The sequence below is a fragment of the Rhodococcus pseudokoreensis genome (genome assembly GCF_017068395.1).
GTDB classification, from domain to species: domain Bacteria; phylum Actinomycetota; class Actinomycetes; order Mycobacteriales; family Mycobacteriaceae; genus Rhodococcus_F; species Rhodococcus_F pseudokoreensis.
The window spans coordinates 903,320-924,110 of record NZ_CP070619.1; the positions used below are offsets into that span (position 1 = coordinate 903,320).

At 68.5% G+C, this 20,791-nt stretch carries 21 protein-coding genes; 16 read left to right on the top strand and 5 right to left on the bottom strand.

What is annotated here, in order from left to right; genetic code table 11:
* Positions 1–29 precede the first annotated feature (29 nt).
* The 3 genes from JWS13_RS09675 to JWS13_RS09685 are packed head-to-tail and all read left to right on the top strand — an operon-like array spanning position 30 to position 2,708.
* On the top strand, positions 30–1,670 hold the full coding sequence (locus tag JWS13_RS09675) for an acyl-CoA carboxylase subunit beta (RefSeq protein ID WP_206005408.1): 1,641 nt from the start codon (positions 30–32) through the stop codon (positions 1,668–1,670).
* A 23-nt stretch (positions 1,671–1,693) separates the two neighbouring features.
* The gene (locus JWS13_RS09680; RefSeq protein ID WP_206011557.1) at positions 1,694–2,053 is read left to right on the top strand and encodes an acyl-CoA carboxylase subunit epsilon; all 360 of its coding nucleotides are present in this window, start codon (positions 1,694–1,696) and stop codon (positions 2,051–2,053) included.
* Positions 2,054–2,063: 10 nt separating this feature from the next.
* Positions 2,064–2,708 (top strand): Maf family protein, encoded by a 645-nt coding sequence (locus JWS13_RS09685; RefSeq protein ID WP_124396537.1) that lies wholly within the window; start codon positions 2,064–2,066, stop codon positions 2,706–2,708.
* Here the strand turns inward: JWS13_RS09685 and JWS13_RS09690 are convergent.
* On the bottom strand, positions 2,691–4,409 hold the full coding sequence (locus JWS13_RS09690; RefSeq protein ID WP_206005409.1) for an MFS transporter: 1,719 nt from the start codon (positions 4,407–4,409) through the stop codon (positions 2,691–2,693). The genes JWS13_RS09685 and JWS13_RS09690 overlap by 18 nt on opposite strands.
* A 249-nt stretch (positions 4,410–4,658) precedes the next feature.
* On the opposite strand from JWS13_RS09690, the gene JWS13_RS09695 reads away from it, so the two are divergent.
* Together JWS13_RS09695 and JWS13_RS09700 are read left to right on the top strand one after the other, a co-directional pair.
* The gene (locus JWS13_RS09695; protein ID WP_206005410.1) at positions 4,659–6,176 is read left to right on the top strand and encodes a condensation domain-containing protein; all 1,518 of its coding nucleotides are present in this window, start codon (positions 4,659–4,661) and stop codon (positions 6,174–6,176) included.
* A complete protein-coding gene (locus JWS13_RS09700; protein WP_206005411.1) occupies positions 6,176–7,618 on the top strand; it encodes a condensation domain-containing protein in 1,443 nt (480 codons plus the stop codon). Before JWS13_RS09695 ends, JWS13_RS09700 begins: the two co-directional genes overlap by 1 nt.
* Here JWS13_RS09700 and JWS13_RS09705 read toward each other — a convergent pair.
* Positions 7,585–7,995, bottom strand: coding sequence for a group III truncated hemoglobin (locus JWS13_RS09705; protein ID WP_206005412.1), 411 nt, complete (start codon positions 7,993–7,995; stop codon positions 7,585–7,587). The genes JWS13_RS09700 and JWS13_RS09705 overlap by 34 nt on opposite strands.
* A 147-nt stretch (positions 7,996–8,142) precedes the next feature.
* On the opposite strand from JWS13_RS09705, the gene JWS13_RS09710 reads away from it, so the two are divergent.
* The 7 genes from JWS13_RS09710 to JWS13_RS09740 all read left to right on the top strand — a co-directional run bounded on the left by JWS13_RS09710 (position 8,143) and on the right by JWS13_RS09740 (position 13,937).
* Positions 8,143–9,042, top strand: coding sequence for a sulfurtransferase (locus JWS13_RS09710; protein WP_206005413.1), 900 nt, complete (start codon positions 8,143–8,145; stop codon positions 9,040–9,042).
* On the top strand, positions 9,039–9,455 hold the full coding sequence (locus JWS13_RS09715; RefSeq protein ID WP_124396532.1) for a SufE family protein: 417 nt from the start codon (positions 9,039–9,041) through the stop codon (positions 9,453–9,455). Before JWS13_RS09710 ends, JWS13_RS09715 begins: the two co-directional genes overlap by 4 nt.
* Before the next feature lie 21 nt (positions 9,456–9,476).
* Entirely contained in the window at positions 9,477–10,853 is a 1,377-nt protein-coding gene (locus JWS13_RS09720) for a condensation domain-containing protein (protein ID WP_206005414.1), read from the top strand.
* Positions 10,854–10,985: 132 nt separating this feature from the next.
* Positions 10,986–12,773 (top strand): acetyl/propionyl/methylcrotonyl-CoA carboxylase subunit alpha, encoded by a 1,788-nt coding sequence (locus tag JWS13_RS09725; RefSeq protein WP_206005415.1) that lies wholly within the window; start codon positions 10,986–10,988, stop codon positions 12,771–12,773.
* Between the two features lie 69 nt (positions 12,774–12,842).
* The gene (locus JWS13_RS09730; RefSeq protein WP_206005416.1) at positions 12,843–13,262 is read left to right on the top strand and encodes a DUF1707 SHOCT-like domain-containing protein; all 420 of its coding nucleotides are present in this window, start codon (positions 12,843–12,845) and stop codon (positions 13,260–13,262) included.
* Position 13,263: 1 nt separating this feature from the next.
* Positions 13,264–13,602: a hypothetical protein gene (locus tag JWS13_RS09735; RefSeq protein ID WP_124394681.1), complete on the top strand. Its 339-nt coding sequence runs from the start codon at positions 13,264–13,266 to the stop codon at positions 13,600–13,602.
* 2 nt (positions 13,603–13,604) lie between these two features.
* On the top strand, positions 13,605–13,937 hold the full coding sequence (locus JWS13_RS09740; RefSeq protein ID WP_206011558.1) for a VanZ family protein: 333 nt from the start codon (positions 13,605–13,607) through the stop codon (positions 13,935–13,937).
* Here the strand turns inward: JWS13_RS09740 and JWS13_RS09745 are convergent.
* The 3 genes from JWS13_RS09745 to JWS13_RS09755 form a co-directional block, all read right to left on the bottom strand.
* A complete protein-coding gene (locus JWS13_RS09745) occupies positions 13,901–14,689 on the bottom strand; it encodes a tyrosine-protein phosphatase (RefSeq protein ID WP_206005417.1) in 789 nt (262 codons plus the stop codon). The genes JWS13_RS09740 and JWS13_RS09745 overlap by 37 nt on opposite strands.
* On the bottom strand, positions 14,686–16,029 hold the full coding sequence (lat, locus tag JWS13_RS09750; RefSeq protein WP_206005418.1) for an L-lysine 6-transaminase: 1,344 nt from the start codon (positions 16,027–16,029) through the stop codon (positions 14,686–14,688). Before lat ends, JWS13_RS09745 begins: the two co-directional genes overlap by 4 nt.
* Before the next feature lie 65 nt (positions 16,030–16,094).
* Positions 16,095–16,559: an Lrp/AsnC family transcriptional regulator gene (locus tag JWS13_RS09755; protein WP_206005419.1), complete on the bottom strand. Its 465-nt coding sequence runs from the start codon at positions 16,557–16,559 to the stop codon at positions 16,095–16,097.
* A gap of 30 nt (positions 16,560–16,589) precedes the next feature.
* Here JWS13_RS09755 and JWS13_RS09760 point away from each other — a divergent pair, with 30 nt between their 5' ends.
* Genes JWS13_RS09760 through JWS13_RS09775 form a run of 4 tightly spaced genes read left to right on the top strand, consistent with a single transcriptional unit; the run spans position 16,590 to position 20,702 of the window.
* On the top strand, positions 16,590–17,720 hold the full coding sequence (locus JWS13_RS09760; protein WP_206005420.1) for a 2-oxoadipate dioxygenase/decarboxylase family protein: 1,131 nt from the start codon (positions 16,590–16,592) through the stop codon (positions 17,718–17,720).
* Positions 17,717–19,234 (top strand): L-piperidine-6-carboxylate dehydrogenase, encoded by a 1,518-nt coding sequence (amaB, locus tag JWS13_RS09765; protein WP_206005421.1) that lies wholly within the window; start codon positions 17,717–17,719, stop codon positions 19,232–19,234. Before JWS13_RS09760 ends, amaB begins: the two co-directional genes overlap by 4 nt.
* 30 nt (positions 19,235–19,264) lie before the next feature.
* The gene (locus tag JWS13_RS09770; protein ID WP_206005422.1) at positions 19,265–20,269 is read left to right on the top strand and encodes an acyl-CoA dehydrogenase family protein; all 1,005 of its coding nucleotides are present in this window, start codon (positions 19,265–19,267) and stop codon (positions 20,267–20,269) included.
* Positions 20,270–20,321: 52 nt separating this feature from the next.
* Positions 20,322–20,702, top strand: coding sequence for a VOC family protein (locus JWS13_RS09775; RefSeq protein WP_206005423.1), 381 nt, complete (start codon positions 20,322–20,324; stop codon positions 20,700–20,702).
* Positions 20,703–20,791: the final 89 nt, after the last annotated feature.

Genomic DNA, 20,791 nt, shown 5'->3' on the forward strand with positions numbered 1-20,791 from the left:
CTCGCCGGCTCTCGTTAAGCTGACCTGTCATGACCACTGTTCAGGAGCCGAGCGCGGCGGAGTCGGCGAGTACGCCCGATATTCACACGACGGCGGGAAAGCTCGCCGACCTGCGTAATCGTCAGGCCGAGGCGCAGCACCCGAGCGGTGAAGCCGCGGTCGAGAAGGTCCACGCCAAGGGCAAGCTCACCGCCCGCGAACGCATCACCGCCCTGCTGGACGACGGGTCGTTCGTCGAACTCGACGCCCTCGCCCGCCACCGCAGCGTGAACTTCGGCCTCGCCGACAACCGCCCCGTCGGCGATGGCGTCGTCACCGGCTACGGCACCGTCGACGGCCGCGACGTCTGCGTGTTCTCCCAGGACGCCACCGTCTTCGGCGGCTCCCTCGGCGAAATCTACGGCGAAAAAATCGTCAAGGTCATGGACCTCGCCCTCAAAACCGGGCGCCCCCTGATCGGCATCAACGAAGGCGCCGGCGCCCGCATCCAGGAAGGCGTCGTCTCCCTCGGCCTCTACGGCGAAATCTTCCACCGCAACGTCCAGGCCTCCGGCGTCATCCCCCAGATCTCGCTGATCATGGGCCCCGCCGCCGGCGGCCACGTCTACTCCCCCGCCCTCACCGACTTCGTCGTCATGGTCGACCAGACCTCCCAGATGTTCGTCACCGGCCCCGACGTCATCAAGACCGTCACCGGCGAAGACGTCACCATGGAAGACCTCGGTGGCGCGCACACCCACATGGTCAAGTCCGGCGTCGCCCACTACGTCGCCTCCGGCGAACAGGACGCCCTCGACTACGTCAAGGACCTCCTCTCCTACCTGCCGTCGAACAATCAGGCCGCCGCCCCCCGGATGCTGCCCACCGACCCGATCACCGGAGCACTCGAGGACTCCCTCACCGCCGAGGACCTCGAACTCGACACCCTGATCCCGGACTCGGCGAACCAGCCCTACGACATGCACGAGGTCATCCGCCGCATCCTCGACGACGACGAATTCCTCGAGGTCCAGGCCGAACGCGCCGGCAACATCGTCGTCGGCTTCGGCCGCGTCGACGGCCGCAGCGTGGGGATCGTCGCGAACCAGCCCACCGTCTTCGCCGGCTGCCTCGACATCGACGCCTCCGAAAAAGCCGCCCGCTTCGTACGCACCTGCGACGCGTTCAACGTCCCGATCATCACCCTCGTCGACGTCCCCGGCTTCCTGCCCGGCACCGACCAGGAATACAACGGCATCATCCGCCGCGGCGCGAAACTGCTCTACGCCTACGGTGAGGCCACCGTCGGCAAGATCACCGTCATCACCCGCAAGGCCTACGGCGGCGCCTACGACGTGATGGGCTCCAAGCACATGGGCGCCGACGTCAACCTGGCCTGGCCCACCGCCCAGATCGCCGTCATGGGTGCCTCCGGCGCCGTCGGCTTCGTCTACCGCAAACGCCTGCTCGAGGCCGCCAAGAACGGCGACGACGTCGACGCCCTGCGCCTGCAACTGCAGCAGGAATACGAGGACACCCTCGTCAACCCGTACGTCGCCGCCGAACGCGGCTACGTCGACGCCGTCATCCCCCCGTCCCACACCCGCGGACAGATCGTGGCCGCCCTGCGCCTGCTCGAACGCAAAATGGTCACCCTCCCGCCCAAGAAGCACGGGAACATCCCGCTATGAGTGTCGGCGAATCATTGGACAGAGTGACGGATCTCCCCGAGGACGACATGCGCACCGAGACCGGTCCGGAGGCGTCGTCGTCCCTCAACGGGTCCGCAGCGGACACGACGCTCCCGGACAGCACGGCCACCGACCTGTCCGCTGACGTGGACGGTGCAGCCGATGCGGCCCGCGAGCCGTTCCTGAAGGTGGTCAAGGGGTCCCCGTCCGACGGGGAGATCGCGGCACTCGTCGCGGTGCTGTCCGCGGTCGCCGCCGCAGGCAGCGGTGATCCCGACTCGGGCATCCCGCCCGAGTCCTGGGGTGCCCCCACCCGGATGCACCGGAGCATCGCCCCGTTCTCGCCGTACGCGTTCCCGAACGTGTCGGCGTACCGGCGTTGATCCGGGCCTCGTGACGTCCTTCGTTCTCGCCTCGGCGTCCCCTGCGCGGCTGGCTGTGCTGCGCAGCGCCGGGGTGGAACCGGTGGTGCGCGTCTCCGGAGTCGACGAGGACGCCCTCATCGCGGCACTCGGTGCCGACGCCGCCCCCGAGCACGTCGTCACCGAACTGGCCCGCGCCAAGGCGAAGGACGTCCTCCCCGTTCTCGCACGGGACGGGATCTCGGATGCCGTCATCGTGGGATGCGACTCCATGCTGCTGATCGACGGCGCCCTGCAGGGCAAGCCCGGGAGCGTCGACGTCGCGCGCGAGCGCTGGTCGTCGATGGCCGGCCGTAGCGCGACCCTGCTCACCGGGCACAGCGTCCTGCGGATCGCCGAGGGCGCGGTGGTGGGTGACGCACACGATCACAGCGCCACCGTGGTCCATTTCGCGAGCCCGCCGGACGCCGATCTGGAGGCCTACCTGGCGACCGGGGAACCGCTCCAGGTCGCGGGTGCGTTCACCCTCGACAGCCTCGGCGGATGGTTCGTGGACCGTATCGAGGGCGACCCGTCCAGCGTGATCGGGATCGGTCTGCCACTCGTCCGGAGGTTGCTCGCGGACGTCGGCGTCGGCGTCGCCGAGTTGTGGGCGACGTCAGGCCGCGGCGACTGACCGGTCGTCGACCAGCTGGTTCCGGCGCGGCAGGGTCAGCGACGCTACCCCGATGGCCGCGGCGACCGCCGCGATGATCCAGAGGATGCGGCGTTCCGCCTGCAGGAACGCCTCGCCTGCCGCACTGCGGGTCGATTCCCGCGCCGCGACCACCGCGGAGTCGGCGATCTGCTGTTGGGCGGCGCCGAGCGGGGCCCCTCCCGATACCAGGGAACGGCACTCGTCGGGCACCTTCATCGGGGACGTGGACCCGAGTTGTTCCGACGCGCAGCGCACGAACGTCTCCTCCGCGCGCGGGATCAGCCCCGGCGGCACCCCGACCTCGGCGAGCTGAGCGGTGAGCGCCGGCCGCTCGGCCTGCACCGCGTCCGCCGACTGCGTCGCGACGAGGTTGAAGAACACGACGCCGATCACCGCGAGCCCGATCGAACTGCCCACCTGCTGGACCGTCGGCAGCAGCCCGGACACCGAACCCGCGTTCTCCGGTCGCACGGTCGCGAGGATCGCCGTCTGGAGCGGCGCCACGAACAATCCGAGCCCGGCTCCCCCGATGAACAGGGGCCCGGCCAGCGCCGACCACCTCGGGTCGGTGCCCTCGTGCTGCAGTTGCGCCGCCAGCACGACGAGGGAGCCCGCGAAGAGCACCATCCCCGACGGCAGGACGAGGTTGCCGATGCGCCGGTAGACGGCCGCGGAGGCCAGCGCCGCGAGACCGGTGCCGAGCGCCCAGGGGAGAGTCATCATCCCGGCCCGCAGCGGGGAGAACCCGAACCCGAACTGCAGGGTGAGGGAGATGGTGAAGATCAGTGACGTGAGCGTGCCGAAGAACACGAACGCGATGGCGGCGCCCAGCGAGAACGCGCGGTCGGTGAACAACTCCAGGCGCAGGACGGGGTCGCCGCCGCGGCGCCCGAGCCGCCACTCGTAGACGACGAAGGCGATCAGCACCGGCACCGAGCACAGCAGCATCACCACGATCGACGTCGGCCAGCCGCGTTCGCGTCCTTCCGCGAGCGGAAAGATCAGGAGGAACAGCCCGACTGCCGACAGCACGGCGCCGCCCAGGTCGAGTTGGCGAACACCGTCCGGCTTCGCGTCGACGAGATAGAAGTAGCCGAGGACCAGGGCGGCGAGACCGAGCGGGAGGTTGACGAAGAAGATGAGCCGCCAGCCCCAGCCAAAGAGGTCCCACTGGATGAGAAGTCCGCCGACGAGCGGGCCGCAGATCGTGGCGAGCCCGATGGTCGCGCCGTAGATCCCGAACACCCGCGGGTGGGCGCGTTTCGGGAAGAGTCCCGAGATGATGGCGAACGTCTGCGCCGACATCGACCCCGCCGCGAGCCCCTGCAGCGCCCGCGACACGACGAGAGCGGTCGGCGTCTGGGCGAGCCCGCAGAGCAGTGAGGCGACAACGAAGACGGCCAGTGCGGTGAGGAAGACGCGTCGCCGGCCGAGGAGATCCCCCAGTCGCGCCGCTGTGATCAGTGAACACGCAAAGGACAGCGTGTAGACGCTCACCATCAGCAACTGCGCCGACACCGAGGCGCCGAGATCGACCGCGATGCTCGGCAGCGCGACGTTGACGATGGTCGCGTCCAGGAGTTGCATGAACACGGCGGCGAGACTGGTGGCCAAACCCAGCCAAGGGACCCACCGACCGAGTTCGCCCCGATAGAGTGCGGCACGCTGCGTCACAGGCATCCGGACAGGCTAGCGGCTCGAACCTCACGGGTTGCTGTGAGGTTGTTCCGAAGTTGCTGCATGTTACGCGAAGAACTTGCAGCGTAGAACCCCTTTGCCCGACACTTGACTAAACTGGGACCGGCCTGTAATCAGTCTCATACTTCTTTACCTCTCGCGGTAAGGCACTCGGTGCCGCATCCTGTTGCGAGAAGGCCGTGCCACACCCGACCGATCTCGCAACCTCGATTCGACACCAGGAGCCGCTCGATGGACTTGAACTTGATCACCCACTGGAAGCCGGAACCTGGGCGGGTCGTCGAGTGGAAAGTCACGGACGCGAGTGCACGTGCGGCTGCCGAAGCTCCGGTGGATCCGGCTCTGCCGACGACGATGCAGGAGCGGCACCTGCGGCGGGCCCGGCTGGCGGCGAACAACGGCGAAACTCAGTCGCCGTGGATCGGCATCGCGTTCGACTTCCCGGGCAGGCTCGACCGCGCGGCGATGACCCGGACCCTCGAGCGCTACGTGCTGCGGCACGACACACTGCACAGCTGGTTCTCGTTCGAGCACGCGGACGCCGACCCCACGGACACCGGCAACGCGGTTCGGCGGCACGTCGTGCCCGCCGACGCCATCGCGCTCACGGCACACGAGGGCGAGACGCTCACCACCCCCGAACAGGTCCGTGACCACATCGCCGCGCGCTTCGCGAACGACACGAGCGCGCTGGCATGGCCCGCGTTCGTCTTCGGTGTGGTGGAGCACTACGACGCGGAGGCGCCCGGGACCGAGGACAGCTTCACCCTGTTCCACGCCGTCGATCACGCGCACACCGACATGCAGTCGATGATTCTCACGTTCGCCGAGACGCGGATCATCTACCAGGCCGAACTCGACGGCGCCGCGCCCGAACTTCCCGATCCGGGGAGCTACGTGGAATACAGCAGGCAGGAACGGGAGAAGGCGGCGACGCTGACACTCGCGTCCCCCGAGGTGCACGGCTGGATCGGTCACCTCACCCGCAACGGGGGCAGCTTTCCGAGCTTTCCGCTCGACCTCGGGGCGTCCGACGCACCCAAGCCGGCCATCGGCAGCCGGTTCAACCTCGCCGACGCCGACGAGTGCGAGCGGTTCGGCTCCGTGTGCAAGGCACACGGTTCCAACTTCATAGGCGGGGTGTTCGCGGCCCTCGCCATCACCGAACACGAATTGGTCGGACGCGACCGCTACATGGCGCTCTCCCCCGTCACCACCCGCAACGACCCGCAGTTCTACTGGTCCCAGGGGTGGTTCATCAATCTCATCCCGGTCGGGTTCGCCCTGGAGGAGGCCGCGACGTTCACCGGGCTCGCCGGGCGCGCGCAGGACGCCTACCGTTCGGGGAAGGCTCTCGGTGAGGTGTCCGTGCAGCAGGTGATCGACACCGTTCTCGCCGAGGCGGGCCCCGCGGCGACGTCGCAGCACACCACGCTCGCACCGCCGCCGATCGTGTCGTACATCGACGGGCGGCGGTTGCCGCAGACCGAGAGTTTCGTGTCGGCCCGGGCGACCGGCATCGTCGGCGGCAAGGCCACCCAGATCGCGTCGATCTGGATCAACCGCGTTTTCGAGGGCACGTGGATGGCCATCTCGCATCCGGACACGGAGGAGGCGCACCGGTCGGTGACCGCGTATGCCGAACGGTTGTCGACGATCATGAAAACCGTGGCCCACGAGGGCGATTACACGGTGACGCCGTTCGCGCCGGTGGCCGCGGAATCCGTGACTGCCGCAGGGGTGGAGTAGTGCACGTCACGTCGATCGACCGGTACATGCTCGAACCCGGCCTGGTGACGGAGTGGTCCGTCGCGCCGGGTGAGGTGTCGGCCTCGGCGGTGCCGCCGTCGTACAACCAGCAGTTCCATCTCGACACCGCGCGCACACACGGTGTCGGCCGAAGTGTGTGGATGGCAGCGGCTTTCGACCTCCCCGGCCGACTCGACCGGGACGCGCTCGCGCAGGCACTGGTGCATTTCGTCCGGCGTCACGACACGCTGCAGACCGGCTTCGACGTGAGCCCGGACGCGATGGCCCGGGTGGATCTCGACCCCGACGACATCACCGTCGTCGCGTCCGAGTCCTCGGTGACGACGTCACCGCACGAACTCCGCGACCATCTGCGGTACCGGTTCACCGAGGCGTGCGATCCGCTGACCTTCCCCGCCTACCTGTTCGCGACCATCGAGCGCGACTCGCACCACACCGTGGTCAGTGCGTTCGATCACACGCTCGTCGACGGGTATTCGCTCGTCATCGCGCTGGGCGAACTCCGGCAGATCTATCAGCGAATCATCGGGCTCGGCCGCTCGGGTGTGCTCACCGAAGCGGAACTGACGGAGGAACTCGGCGATCCGGGGAGCTTCCTTCGGTACTGCGAACTCGAGGCCGAGGCGCCGGTCACCGAGATCGGCGACCCCCGGGTGCGGGAATGGGCCCGCTTCTACCAGCGCTGCGGCGGCACCGCGCCCAGTTTCCCGCTCGATCTGGGTGTCGAGGCAGGCAGGCCCGCCCCGCAGGGCGCCGACGTGCGTCCCCTCCTCGACGCCGCGGGCACCGACCGGTTCGAGGAGATCTGCCTGGATTCCGGGGGAAGCCTGTTCACGGGGACGCTCACCGCGATGGGCCTGGCCGTGCACTCGATCAACGGCACCGCCCGGATGCCGTTGCAGTTTCCGCTGCACATCCGCCAGGACCCGCAGTGGGCCAACGCGATCGGGTGGCTCACGACGAGCGCGCCGCTGACGGTCGAACTGACCCCCGACTGCGACTTCCAGTCCTCGCTTGCGCACACCCACGCCTCGTTCCGCACGGCGCTCACGCTCAAGGGCGTGTCGATGGCGCAGGTGCGGGAGGCGCTCGGTGACGGATATCGCCGCACCCGCACCGATGTGTTCATGGTCTCGTACATCGACTACCGCAAGCTGCCGGGCACCGACGACCACGACGAATTGAACGCCCACCACATCAGCAACGTGACGGTCGCGGACGACGCCCAGTTCTGGATCTCACGCACCCAGCGGGGTCTCGCGCTGCGGTCGCGGTTCCCCGAGACGCCGACGGCGCGGCGTGCGGTCACGGAGTTCCTGGTGCGGCTGCGGGAGATCATGCACGACGTCTGCGAGAACGGTGTCACTCCCATCGCGGAACTCACCAGTCAGCTGAACCTGGAGGGCACTCCGGTCGTCTGACCGCGGGAGGGCTCGAACAGTTGTCGCCGCATCCCGACGGCGATCCTGGCCGCCTCGTTCTTGGCCTGCTGCGCGACGTCGCCGACGAACAACTCGTCGACGCTGGACGTCCACAGCTCGACCCAGCGGTCGAAGTGCCGGCCGGTGAATCCGTGCCTGCCGTGCAGCGCCCAGTGCACGGCACCGACGCTGCCGCGGTAGACGCCGGTGCGCAGCAGGATCGTCTCCCAGAAGTCGCACATGACGGGCAGGTGGTCGTCCAGGCCGATCACCATGAGGGTCTCGAAGGCCGGTTCGAGGACCGGGTCGGCGAATGCCCGGCCGTAGAAGTGCCGGAGCAGCAGTTCCAGGTCGGCGCGCGTCGCGATGTCGGGCATGGGGCCTCCGTTCGGGTGCGAATCTACGCGCCCGCGCTCACCGTCCTCACCGTGCGCGGAAGGTAAGTGTGAACGCCGGTCGGAAGAACTTCCGGCGTCCGCCTAGAATTGATCCGTCCCCGTCGCATCTGCCCCAGGAGCCCACTCGTGCCCGTAGCGCCAGATCCCACCCAGTCCTTCGCCGAGTACGCCAATCCCGGTCGGCTCGTGTCGACGGAGTGGCTGTCCGCGAATCTGGGCACACCCGGCCTCAAGGTCGTGGAGTCGGACGAGGACGTGCTCCTCTACGACGTCGGTCACATTCCCGGCGCCGTCAAGGTCGACTGGCACCTCGACCTCAACGACCCGGTGACGCGTGACTACATCAACGGTGAGCAGTTCGCCGAGCTGATGAGCCGCAAGGGCATCAGCCGCGACGACACCGTCGTGATCTACGGCGACAAGAGCAACTGGTGGGCGGCGTACGCCCTGTGGGTGTTCACGCTGTTCGGACACGAGGACGTCCGTCTCCTCGACGGCGGCCGCGACGCGTGGATCGCCGAGAACCGGGACACCGCGTTCGACGTCCCCGAGACCTCCCCCACCGACTACCCGGTGGTCGAGCGCAACGACGCCCCGATCCGCGCGTTCAAGGACGACGTGCTCGATCACCTCGGCAAAGGGCCGCTGATCGACGTCCGTTCGCCGCAGGAGTACACCGGCGAACGCACCCACATGCCCGACTACCCGGAAGAGGGCGCCCTCCGCGGCGGCCACATCCCGAGCGCGCAGAGCATTCCGTGGGCCAAGGCCGCCGCACCCGACAGCCGTTTCCGTTCGCGCGGCGAACTGAACGAGATCTACGGCGGGGTGTCCGCCGACGACGACATCGTGGCGTACTGCCGGATCGGTGAACGTTCCAGCCACACCTGGTTCGTCCTCACCCACCTGCTCGGTTACCCCAGCGTCCGCAACTACGACGGTTCGTGGACGGAATGGGGCAACATGGTTCGCGTTCCGATCGTCAGGGGTGAAGAGCCGGGAGATGTTCCCGGCGCAACGTCATGACCGAACTACCCGATTCGCTTGCCGAGATCGTCGACGACTTCGCCGCCGTCGACGGCTCGGACAAGCTGCAGTTGCTGCTGGAGTTCAGCCGCGAACTGGCGCCCCTGCCTGCCGAACTCGAGCAGGACGCGATGGAACCGGTGCCCGAGTGCCAGTCGCCGCTGTTCCTGTCGGTCGACGACTCCGATCCGGAGCACGTGCGACTGCACTTCAGCGCGCCCGCGGAGGCACCGACCACGCGGGGTTTCGCGTCGATCCTGCACCAGGGCCTCGATGGGCACAGTGCCGTCACCATCCTCGGCATTCCGGACGATTTCTACTCCGCGCTCGGGCTCGCCGACGCCGTCAGTCCGCTGCGGCTGCGCGGCATGTCGGCGATGCTCGCGCGAATCAAGCGGCATCTCCGCGGCTAGGCAGGGTCTGAACACATACCGATGGAATTCACCGAACTTGCCGACTACCCCGTTCCGGTGGGTGCGCTCACCGAATGGCTGCCGTGCGCCCGCTCGGAGTGGGTGGACGACCCCCGTCCTGCGTCGTACATCCACGAGGCACATCTGCGCCGGTGCGCCGACGCCGACGGTCGCGAATCCTGGCTGGGCACCGCATTCGAGATCCACGGGACGCTGAACGTCACCGCGTTCCGTACCGCGCTGGAGAAGTGGACCGATCGTCACGAGGTGCTGCGCTCGCACACGACGTTCGACACGGAGACCGAGCGGGTCTGCAGGCGGACCGTGCCGCAGGGCGGGCTGCACGTGGGTGTCGTCAGCCACGGTTACGACGCCGCCGGTGGCGACAACTTCGCGCACCTGCAGCAACTGTTCGACGAGTACGCCTCGCCGCACAGCTGGCCGTCGTACGTCTTCGCGACGCTCGAGACCGTGCAGCGCGACCGGTTCACGGTGTTCTTCGCGGCGGATCACTCGATCATCGACGGGTTCTCCATCGTGCTCGTCGCCCACGAGTTGACCGCCCTGTACGAGGAGGCGCTGTCCGGTCGCACGGCCAACCTGTTCCCCGTCGGCAGCTACATCGACTTCGGCCGCGAGGAGCGCGAGATCTCCACCGACGCCGAGGTCAAGCGTGAGGCGCTCGACGTGTGGCGGTCCGCACTCGAGGGGCCGGGACTCCCCGAGTTCCCCCTCGAAGTCGGTCCGCGCACGACGTACGCCCAGCAGAACCTGTCCGCCTGGATACTCGACGCCGACCAGGCCGCGGCGTTCAACTCGGCCTGCCGCGAGGCGGATGTGGGGTTCTTCCCAGGCCTGCTCGCGTGCCTCGGCTTGGCCGGTGCGGAAGTGGCGGGTGACGACCGCTTCCGGACCGTTACCCCGGTGCATACCCGGCACTCCCCGCAGTGGGCGTCCGCGCTGGGCTGGTTCGTGGGGCTGAGCCCGATCGACTTCGAGGTGACGTCGGACGATTTCGCCGCCGTCGCCCGCGAGGCCGCCGACAGCGTGGCCCGGACGAAACCGATCTCGGTGGTGCCGTTCGACCAGATCGAGAAGGAACTCGACATCCCCATCCGGCCGCGATTCGTCGTCTCCTACATGGACGTCCGGTTCGTGCCCGAAGCGGGCCGCTGGCACGAACGTAACGCCCGGGCGCTGCGGAGCCGGCAGTACACGCACGACGTGTACGCGTGGATCAACCGCACCCCCCGCGGCGTCAATCTGGCGGTCCGATATCCGGGCAACGACATCGCCGCCGCGAGCGTCCACACGTGGGTCGCGAGCCTCCGCCGGCAACTGGAACAGGTTTCAACCAGCTACCCTTCGGTAGGGTTGCGCAGCGTCGGACAGGCCTGACGGCAATATTCGGTCCGGTGGCAACACCGATCGGTTCGGTGCCTAGACTCCGAAGAGATGCCGTAACCCACCGCCGGTGAACACCCCCGGGGACCACCGCGGTGACAGACCATGCGAACCACAGGAGGCTCAGTGCCCAGTCATGCCAGCGCGCACATCACGAAGGTGCTCGTCGCGAACCGCGGTGAGATCGCAGTGCGGGTGATCCGGGCCGCCGCCGACGCCGGCCTGGCCAGCGTCGCCGTCTACGCCGAACCCGACGCCGACGCCCCGTTCGTGCGCCTGGCCGACGAAGCCTTCGCCCTCGGCGGACAGACCTCCGCCGAGTCCTACCTGGTGTTCGACAAAATTTTGGACGCCGCCGCCAAGTCCGGTGCCGACGCCATCCACCCCGGCTACGGCTTCCTCTCCGAGAACGCCGACTTCGCGCAGGCCGTGATCGACGCCGGCCTGATCTGGATCGGCCCGTCCCCGCAGTCGATCCGCGACCTCGGCGACAAGGTCACCGCCCGCCACATCGCCGAAAAGGCGAAGGCCCCGATGGCCGCCGGCACCAAGGACCCCGTCAAGAACGCCGACGAGGTCGTCGCCTTCGCCAAGGAATACGGCGTCCCCGTCGCCATCAAGGCCGCCTTCGGCGGCGGTGGCCGCGGCATGAAGGTCGCCCACACCATCGAGGAAATCCCCGAACTGTTCGACTCCGCCACCCGCGAGGCCGTCGCCGCGTTCGGCCGCGGCGAATGCTTCGTCGAACAGTATCTGGACAAGGCCCGGCACGTCGAAGCGCAGGTCATCGCCGACCAGCACGGCAACGTCATCGTCGCCGGCACCCGCGACTGCTCCCTGCAACGCCGCTTCCAGAAACTCGTCGAGGAGGCCCCCGCCCCGTTCCTCACCGACGACCAGCGCAACCGGATCCACACCTCCGCGAAGGCCATCTGCAAAGAGGCCGGCTACTACGGCGCCGGCACCGTCGAATACCTCGTCCAGGGCGACACCGTGTCCTTCCTCGAGGTCAACACCCGCCTGCAGGTCGAACACCCCGTCACCGAGGAAACCGCCGGCATCGACCTGGTGCTGCAGCAGTTCAAGATCGCCAACGGCGAACACCTCGACCTCACCGAGGACCCCACCCCCCGCGGGCACGCCTTCGAGTTCCGCATCAACGGGGAGGACGCCGGCCGCGGCTTCCTGCCCGCCCCCGGACCGGTCACCAAGTTCATGCCCCCCACCGGCCCCGGCGTGCGGATGGACTCCGGCGTCGAAACCGGATCGGTGATCGGCGGCCAGTTCGACTCCATGCTCGCCAAGCTGATCGTCACCGGCGCCACCCGCGACGAGGCCCTCGCCCGGGCCCGCCGCGCCCTCGCCGAATTCCAGGTCGAAGGCCTGGCCACGGTCATCCCGTTCCACCGGGCCATCGTCTCCGACCCCGCCTTCATCGGCGACGGCACCGGCTTCGACGTCTACACCAAGTGGATCGAAACCGAATGGGACAACCAGGTCGAACCGTTCACCGGCGGCCAACCCCTCGACGACGAGGACACCCTGCCCCGGCAGAACGTCGTCGTCGAGGTCGGCGGCCGCCGCGTCGAGGTGTCGCTGCCCGGCCAGTTCACCCTCGGCACCGGCGGCGCCCCCGCCGGCGCCACCCGCAAGAAGCCCAAGGCCCGCACCCGCGGCGGCGCCCACGGCGGCGCCGCATCCGGTGACGCCGTCACCGCCCCCATGCAGGGCACCGTCGTCAAGGTCGCCGTCGAAGAAGGCCAGCAAGTCGCCGAGGGCGACCTCATCGCCGTCCTCGAGGCCATGAAGATGGAAAACCCCGTCAACGCCCACAAGGCCGGCACCGTCACCGGCCTCGCCGTCGAACCCGGCTCCGCCATCACCCAGGGCACCGTCCTGGCAGAACTCAAGTAGCTCCCGTGAGTACTTGTTAACCGCCCGCGGTTAACAAGTACTCACGGGTGGCCGTGCCACACTGTACGCATGTCTGACGTTCCCGAGATCCGTATCGGCACAGCCGAACGTGAGCAGGCCCTGAACTCGTTGAGCGAACACTTCGCCGCGGGCCGTCTGACGGTCCCCGAGTTCGACGAGCGCAGTCTCGCGGTCACGAATGCCACCACCCGCGGCGAACTCGATCGGGTGTTCACCGACCTCCCCGCGACCACCGCCGCCGCGCCTGCCAAGGCCGTGGCAGCGGACACCGACCGCGACCAGAACTGGCGTCGCATCGTGATGTCGGTGATCCCGCTCGTCGCCCTCGTGCTGTTCTTCGTCGTCCCCGTCGACAACAGCTGGCTGTTCTTCCTGATGATCCCTGCCGCCGGCGCCATACTGTTCGGCACCCGCGACGACCGGCACGATCGCGATCGCCGCCGCGACCGCCGCGACCGGGACCGCTGACATGGAACCGGTGGAGGTCAATGCAGGCGGCTGGTATCTGCGCGCGCTGCGCGAGGACGAGCGGGTCAACGACCGTCCGGCGCTCGCGGACGGCGGAATAACCGAACCCGGCTACATCGCCCGCCGCACGGCGCAGTGGCTGAGCGACGAGCACTATTCGTGGGCGATCTGCCAGCCCAACACCGGCGAACTGCTCGCCGAGGTGGGGCTCACTCCGTCCGGGGAAACCGCGACACTCACCGGCTGGGCACGGGCCGGTCACGAGGACGCGCTCGCGAGCGGATCGGATGCGGTGCAACGGTTTGCGGAGGGCGCACTGGGGTTCACGGTCCAGCGGTGAGGATGCGTTCCATTCCGGTGGCGGCCCTCACCGTGCTGGCGCTGATCATGTTGCTGTCCCCGGCGTCCGCGACGCCGTCCGGTCCCGAACATGCCGACAAGGTGGTGCATGCCGTGCTGTTCGCGGCGCTGGCGGCCGCCTCCCGGTATGCCCTTCTGACACCACGGATCACGGTGCTCTGGCTCGCGGCATTCGGGGTGATCACCGAGATACTGCAGGGCGTGCTGCCGATCGGCAGGCACGGTTCGGTCTGGGATCTCTGCGCGGACATGGTGGGTGTGGCGATCGGGTTGTCCGCTCAGTCCGCGATCATGCGTTCCCGCAGCAGAGTCTGAACTGCGGCGTCGAGGCCGAGTCCGTCGGAGAAGTACCGCTCGATCGTTCCGTACTGCTCGCGCATGGCGGCGAGCGACACCTGCAGATACTGCTCGCGGACCCCGAGCACGGGCTCGAGCAGCGCCGGATCTCCACCCGCATCGACGAATTTCTCGAACACGCCCGCGAACGCCGGCAGCAGGAGTTCGTTGGTCAGCAGGTAGTCGTGGAACACGTCGTCCTCGCCGACGCCGAGGAGCAGCAGCAGTGCCGCCGTGGCCCATCCCGTCCGGTCCTTCCCGGTGGTGCAGTGCACGAGGGCGGGCGTGTTGCCGTTGGTCGCGAGACCGCCGAACAGTTCCCGGTACGAGGACACCGCGCTGGGCATCTCGACGAAATCGCGGTAGCTGCCCTCGAAATACTCGATGGCGCGTCCGCCGCCGAGTTCGCGTTCGGCGATCATCGGGTCGGCGATCACCTGCAGCATCTGCGCGGGGATCGAGCGGATCCCCTTGTCGGCGAGCACGTCCAACGCGACCGCGCGGGCCCCGTTCGGGAGAATGTCGGGGGCCGCGGCGCGCTCGTCCGCGGTCCGCAGGTCGTACACCATCCGGATCCCGAGGCCGTCGAGCGCCGGCATGTCGGTGTCCGCGACCCGGCTGAGATCGGTCGAACGGTAGAACACACCGGTGCGCACCTTCGCGCCGTCCGCGGTCCGGTAGCCGCCGACGTCTCGCAGATTTGGCACGGACGTGAGCGGAATCGGCGTCATGCGTCGACGGTACCGCCCAGCACCCGGGCCAGTGCATCCACGGCGGCGTCGAGTTCCGCGGTCGTCACCGTCAACGGTGGACGGAACCGGATCCCGCGCTTGCCGGTCGGCAGGATCAGCACCCGCTCCCGGTCCCTGAGGTCCGCGACCACCCGGTCCCGCCGCTGCGGGGTGGGAAGCGTGATCGCACACATCAGGCCACGCCCCCGCGGTTCGGTCACGTCGGCGTTCGCCCGCGCGAGTTCCCGGAGCCGTTCGAGAAGGTGTGCCCCCGTCATGCGGGCCCGGTCGACGAGCCTGTCCTCCTCGACGATCTCGAGGATCCGGCGGGACCGCACCATGTCGGTGAGGTTGCCGCCCCAAGTCGAGTTGATCCGCGAACTGACGGCGAACACGTTGTCGGGGATGTCGTCCACCCTGCCGCCTGCCATGATTCCGCAGACCTGGGTCTTCTTGCCGAACGCGACGACGTCGGGGTGCACCCCCAGTTGCTGGTACGCCCAGGCGGTGCCGGTGAGACCGCAGCCGGTCTGCACCTCGTCGAACACGAAGAGGGCGTCGTTCTCGCGGCAGAGCGCCTCCATCGCCTGGAAGAATTCCGGGCGGAAGTGGTGGTCTCCACCCTCACCTTGGATCGGCTCGGCGATGAAACAGGCCACGTCCGAAGGGTTCTCGGCGAACGCCTGCCGCGCCTGGTCCAGTGCGTGCCGCTCGGCTTCCTCGACGTCCCGCCCGTCCGTGAGGTACGGGGAGTCGATGCGCGGCCAGTCGAACTTGGGGTACCGCGCCACCTTGCCGGGCTCGGTGTTGGTGAGCGACATGGTGTATCCGCTGCGCCCGTGGAAGGCCTCGGTCAGATGGAGCACCTTCGTGCCGAGTGCCGGATCGAGGCCCCTGCTCTCGTTGAGCCTGCTCTTCCAGTCGAACGCCACCTTCAGCGCGTTCTCGACGGCGAGCGCGCCACCGTCGATGAAGAAGAGATGCGGTAGCGCGGGATCACCCAGTACCCGGGCGAACGTCTCGACGAACCGTGCCATCGGAACGGTGTAGATGTCGGAGTTGCTCGGTTTGTTCACCGCCGCGGCCGCCAGTTCCCGGCGAAACGCGTCGTCGTCGGCCAGCGCGGGGTGGTTCATCCCGAGGGCCGACGACGCGAAGAATCCGAACATGTCCAGATAGCTGGTGCCGTCCCGCAGATCGACGAGATGGGTGCCGCGTGAGCGGTCCAGGTCGAGTACCAGGTCGAACCCGTCGACCAGAATGCGCTCGCGCAGCACGTCGTGCACCTGGCTCGCCGGCAGCTCGCCCCCATTTCCGGTAAAACGAATCGCTGTGCTCATACCGAGAGATTACGTCAAAATTCCTGTCTGTCGGCGACGATTCGGCAACATATCCGGCACAGAGCTCACTTGTCGTAAAATGTTTGCAAGATGATCGTGCTGCGCGTATGGACGTTGGCGGTGGCGCGGATCTCCTGCAGAAGGTGTTCCAACTCCCGCGGCGAGGCGACGCGCACCAGCAGCACGTAGCTCTCCTCCCCCGCGACCGAGTGGCACGCCTCGATCGCGGGGAGAGTCCGCAACCGGGCGGGCGCGTCGTCGGGCTGCGACGGATCGAGAGGGGTGATCGCGACGAATGCGGACAGGCCGTGCCCGAGCGCATCCGGATCGATCTTCGCGGTGTACCCGCGGATCACTTTGCGGGCCTCGAGCCTGCGCACCCTCGACTGCACCGCGGAGATCGACAGCCCGGCCTTCTCGGCGAGGGTCGCCAGAGTCGCCCGGCCGTCGGCCACCAGCTCCCGCATCAGTACCCGATCGATGTCGTCGAGAGGAGTATGGGGTGCGTCGCTACGGAAAGATTCCACCACCAGCGCAGGCTAGCCCAGCGGAGGTGCATCATGGTTGAAACGTGGGAGCTCCGCGCCCGCTTCGCCCGCGCACTGGGCGCGGCGTACGGGCGGACGGTGCCTGCCTACGACACGCTGGTCGAGGTGGCCGACGAGGTCAACGCGGACTTCGCGGCGAGAAACCCGGCCGATGCCGAACGCCTGGGTGGCCTCGCCCGGATCACCGTGGAGCGCCACGGCGAGATCCATCTCGGTGGGGCCACGGAGCTGCGTCAGGCCGCCATCCTGTTCTCGGGCTTCGGGATGCACCCCGTCGGCTGTTACGACCGGCGCGAAACACCCGATCCCGAGCCCGTCGTCTCGACAGTCTTCCGCCCCGTCGACCCGATCGAACTGGCCCGCAACCCGTTCGGGATGCTCGCATCGATGCTCACCACCGACGATCGCAGGTTCTTCGACGGCGATCTGCAGCACCGCCTCGAGAATGTCCTCGCCGCCCGCAGCGTGTTTCCCACGGAGCTGTTGCACCTGGCCGCGCTCGCGACCGACGAGGGCGGGCTGACGGCGCCGACGGCGGAACGGTTCGTCGCACTCGCGGCCACGGCCTTCGCACCGTCGGACACCGCGGCCGACCGATCCTGGCTCTCCGCGCTCGAACGGGTCGCACCCGTCGCCGCCGGCCTCGGTGGGCGCACGGGCGTGCGGGTCGTGCACCTCGCACCGCGGGTCTTCGACATCGACGAACTGTGCGGGCGGGCGGCGCGGCACGGACTCGGAAGGATCGACGGCACCGACCATTTGCGCGCGGGTGGCGCGGACGTCCTCGTGCGGCGGGTGTCGTTCGGCGCCGCCGGCACACCGGGCGGCGTCCTGGTGGCGGAATCACGCGGCATCGCACTGACACCCGAGGGACGGGCGCTGTACGCCACCCGCGGGGCGGACGAGTTCCCGCAGACGGAAGCGGAACTGGAGGCGCAGGGACTGGCGTACTTCGCCCACCGCCGCACCGGGGACGGCCACGTCGTGGAGCCCATCCTCTACGAGGACTTCCCGCCGATGCCGGTCGACTCCGGCCCCGACCACCTAGCGTGGCTCTCCGAGACACTCGGCCGGGCCGTGCACGACCCGTTCACGCTCTACCGACAGCAGCAGGACCATTCCCGAGAGAGGACAGCATCGTGAACCTTCCCGCCCCCGAGGAGTTGTGCCGACGCGCCGAGGAAGCGCTGATCAGGTGCGGCGCCGAGATCACCGACGGCGGTGGACCGCTCGTCGCGCGCACACCGATCACCGGGACCGAACTGCGCACGGTGACGTCGAGCAGCGCGGAGGACGTGGATCGCGCGATCACCGCGGCCCACGATGCCTTCCTCGAATGGCGTTCCGTCCCCGCCCCCCAACGCGGAGCCGTGGCGCGCCGTCTGGGTCAGCTTCTGACGGAACACAAGGCCGATCTGGCGGAACTGGTCACACTCGAGGCAGGCAAGATTCCGTCCGAGGCGCAGGGCGAAGTGCAGGAGATGATCGACATCTGCGAATTCGCGGTCGGTCTGTCCCGGCAGTTGTACGGCAAAACGATGGCGTCGGAACGTCCGGGACATCGACTGATGGAGACGTGGCATCCGCTGGGAGTCGTCGGAGTGATCTCGGCGTTCAACTTCCCGGTCGCCGTGTGGTCGTGGAACACCGCTGTCGCGCTGGTCTGCGGCGACACGGTGGTGTGGAAGCCGTCGGACCGGACGCCGCTGACGGCGATCGCCTGCGACGCCCTGCTGGCGCGCGCCGCCCGCGACGTCGGTGCACCCGCCGGCATCCACGCCCTGATCCAGGGGGCGGGGGACGTCGGCGAACGACTCGTCGACGACGCACGCGTCGCGTTGCTCAGCGCCACCGGTTCGGTGCGGATGGGGCGCGCCGTGGGGCCGCGCGTCGCCGCGCGCTTCGGCAAGTGTCTGCTCGAACTGGGCGGCAACAACGCCGCAGTGGTGGCGCCGTCCGCCGATCTGGACTTGACCGTGCGGGGAGTCGTGTTCTCCGCCGCAGGCACCGCGGGACAACGCTGTACGTCGCTGCGACGGCTGATCGTGCACTCGTCCGTCGCCGACGAATTGGTGGAGCGCATCTCTTCGGCGTACGGCCAGTTGAAGGTCGGGAACCCGTTCGACGACGGTGTCCTCGTCGGCCCGCTGGTGAACCGATCCGCGTTCGAGGCGATGCAGACCGCGTTGGACAAGGCCCGCGCCGACGGCGGGACCGTCGTCTGCGGCGGCGAACGCAGCGGTGGCAGCGACTCCGCGTACTACGTCTCGCCCGCCCTCGTCCGGATGCCCGCGCAGACGTCGGTGGTGCGAGAGGAGACGTTCGCACCGATCCTCTACGTGCTCACCTACGAAGACTTCGACCAGGCGATCGCGTTGCACAACGAAGTGCCCCAAGGACTCTCGTCGTCGATCTTCACCACCGACCAGCGGGAGGCCGAGAGGTTCCTGGCGGCAGACGGTTCCGACTGCGGCATCGCGAACGTCAACATCGGCACGTCGGGGGCCGAGATCGGCGGGGCGTTCGGCGGGGAGAAGGAGACGGGCGGCGGACGCGAGTCCGGATCCGACGCGTGGAAGGCCTACATGCGCCGTGCGACGAACACCGTCAACTACTCCGATCGACTCCCGCTCGCGCAGGGGGTGGAGTTCACCTGATCGGCGACGTCGACCGGCTACTCTCGGGGCGTGAGCAACTGGACCGAGATGGCGCGTGAGATCGCCGAGAACGTGCTGTTCCCGGTGGCCGACAGCGTCGATGCCGACGGCGAGATTCCCGACAGTCACTTCGAGACACTCGCCGCCGACGGCTTCTACGGACTCGCGGCACCCGGCGAAGAGGGTGTGCCGCCATCGGTACTGGTCGACGTGATGGAGACGTTGTGCGGCGGCTGCCTCGCCACGGCGTTCACGTGGATGCAGCATCACGGCGTCGTCGCCGGTCTCGCCGGTTCGCCGAACACGACCCTCCAGGATCGGTACCTCGACGGACTCGTCGACGGCACGGTGCGGGCCGGCGTCGCTCTGGCCGGAGCGATTCCCGTCCCGCCCACCCTGTGGGCACGCAGCGTCGACGACGGCTACGTGCTCGACGGGGTGTCGCCGTTCGTCACCGGCTGGGGCATCGTCGATCTGCTCCAAGTGTCGGCGCGCGACGAATTCGACGACTCCATCGTGCACGTCATCATTCCCGCACAACCACTTCGCGGACTCACTGCCGAGGAACTTCCGCTGATCGCGGCACGCGGGTCGAACACGGTCCGGCTGAAATTCGACGGGCTCGCCGTACCGCGGGATCTGGTGAGCGCCGTCGTCTCTCCCGAGGACTTCGCGAAGAGCCAACTGTTCGGGTCGTGGATCAACGGGTGCATGGCGATGGGAATCACCCGGCGGGCGATCAGCGAATTGCACGCCCTCGGCGTCGACGCGGACCCGTTCGAGGAGCAGGCCGCCCGGGCACGACTCGACCTGAACGCGGCACTCGAAGGCCGCGCGGAGATCGCCGAAGCGCGCGCCCGCGCTTCGGAACTCGCCATCCGCACCGCCACCGCCCTCGTCACCGCGAAGGGAAGTTCCGCACTGCTCGCGGGAAACACGGCGGAACGACTGATGCGTGAGGCCACCTTCACCCTCGTCGCAGCGGGACGTCCGGCGATCAAGTCCGCGTTGCTGCACCGCCTCGGCCGCGACTAGCGCGTCGTTTCGGGTATCCCGACAGTTCCCAAGCTGAAAGTGGGTTTCGTCCATGGCATGCCGCATCAGTGAACTCGTGCTCGGTTGCCGCGACCCCGAGGCGCTGGCCCGGTTCTGGTGCGAGGTCCTGGACTTCGTGGTGCTCGACCGCGAGGGCGACGGAAGCATCGAGATCGGGCCCCGCGAAGGGTTCGGCGGCCCGCAGCCGACGATCATCCTCAGCCGCCGCGACGAACCGGAACCCGGGAAACCGCGGCTGCACATCGACGTCAACGCCACCGACCGCGATCAGGACGCCGAACTCGAACGCCTCCTGAAACTCGGCGCACGCCCGGCCGACATCGGCCAGACCGGGGACGAGCCCTGGCACGTCCTCGCCGATCCCGAAGGCAACGAATTCTGCCTCCTCCGGGCCCGCCTCGCTCCGCTCTGACGGTCCTGGCCGCTGCGGGATCCCGTGCACCGGCGTCGAGTTCGTGGCCGTCGAGGTGCCGTCGCCGTCGTTCGCTCCGGCAGTACCCG

Coding starts and splice junctions, on each gene's coding strand:
- JWS13_RS09675 (WP_206005408.1), top strand. CDS start 30: ATGACCACTGTTCAGGAGCCGAGCGCGGCGGAGTCGGCGAGTACGCCC.
- JWS13_RS09745 (WP_206005417.1), bottom strand. CDS start 14,689: ATGACGCCGATTCCGCTCACGTCCGTGCCAAATCTGCGAGACGTCGGC.
- JWS13_RS09735 (WP_124394681.1), top strand. CDS start 13,264: ATGGAACCGGTGGAGGTCAATGCAGGCGGCTGGTATCTGCGCGCGCTG.
- JWS13_RS09775 (WP_206005423.1), top strand. CDS start 20,322: ATGGCATGCCGCATCAGTGAACTCGTGCTCGGTTGCCGCGACCCCGAG.
- JWS13_RS09695 (WP_206005410.1), top strand. CDS start 4,659: ATGGACTTGAACTTGATCACCCACTGGAAGCCGGAACCTGGGCGGGTC.
- JWS13_RS09730 (WP_206005416.1), top strand. CDS start 12,843: ATGTCTGACGTTCCCGAGATCCGTATCGGCACAGCCGAACGTGAGCAG.
- JWS13_RS09690 (WP_206005409.1), bottom strand. CDS start 4,409: ATGCCTGTGACGCAGCGTGCCGCACTCTATCGGGGCGAACTCGGTCGG.
- JWS13_RS09705 (WP_206005412.1), bottom strand. CDS start 7,995: ATGCCCGACATCGCGACGCGCGCCGACCTGGAACTGCTGCTCCGGCAC.
- lat (WP_206005418.1), bottom strand. CDS start 16,029: ATGAGCACAGCGATTCGTTTTACCGGAAATGGGGGCGAGCTGCCGGCG.
- JWS13_RS09760 (WP_206005420.1), top strand. CDS start 16,590: ATGGTTGAAACGTGGGAGCTCCGCGCCCGCTTCGCCCGCGCACTGGGC.
- JWS13_RS09740 (WP_206011558.1), top strand. CDS start 13,605: ATGCGTTCCATTCCGGTGGCGGCCCTCACCGTGCTGGCGCTGATCATG.
- JWS13_RS09720 (WP_206005414.1), top strand. CDS start 9,477: ATGGAATTCACCGAACTTGCCGACTACCCCGTTCCGGTGGGTGCGCTC.
- JWS13_RS09715 (WP_124396532.1), top strand. CDS start 9,039: ATGACCGAACTACCCGATTCGCTTGCCGAGATCGTCGACGACTTCGCC.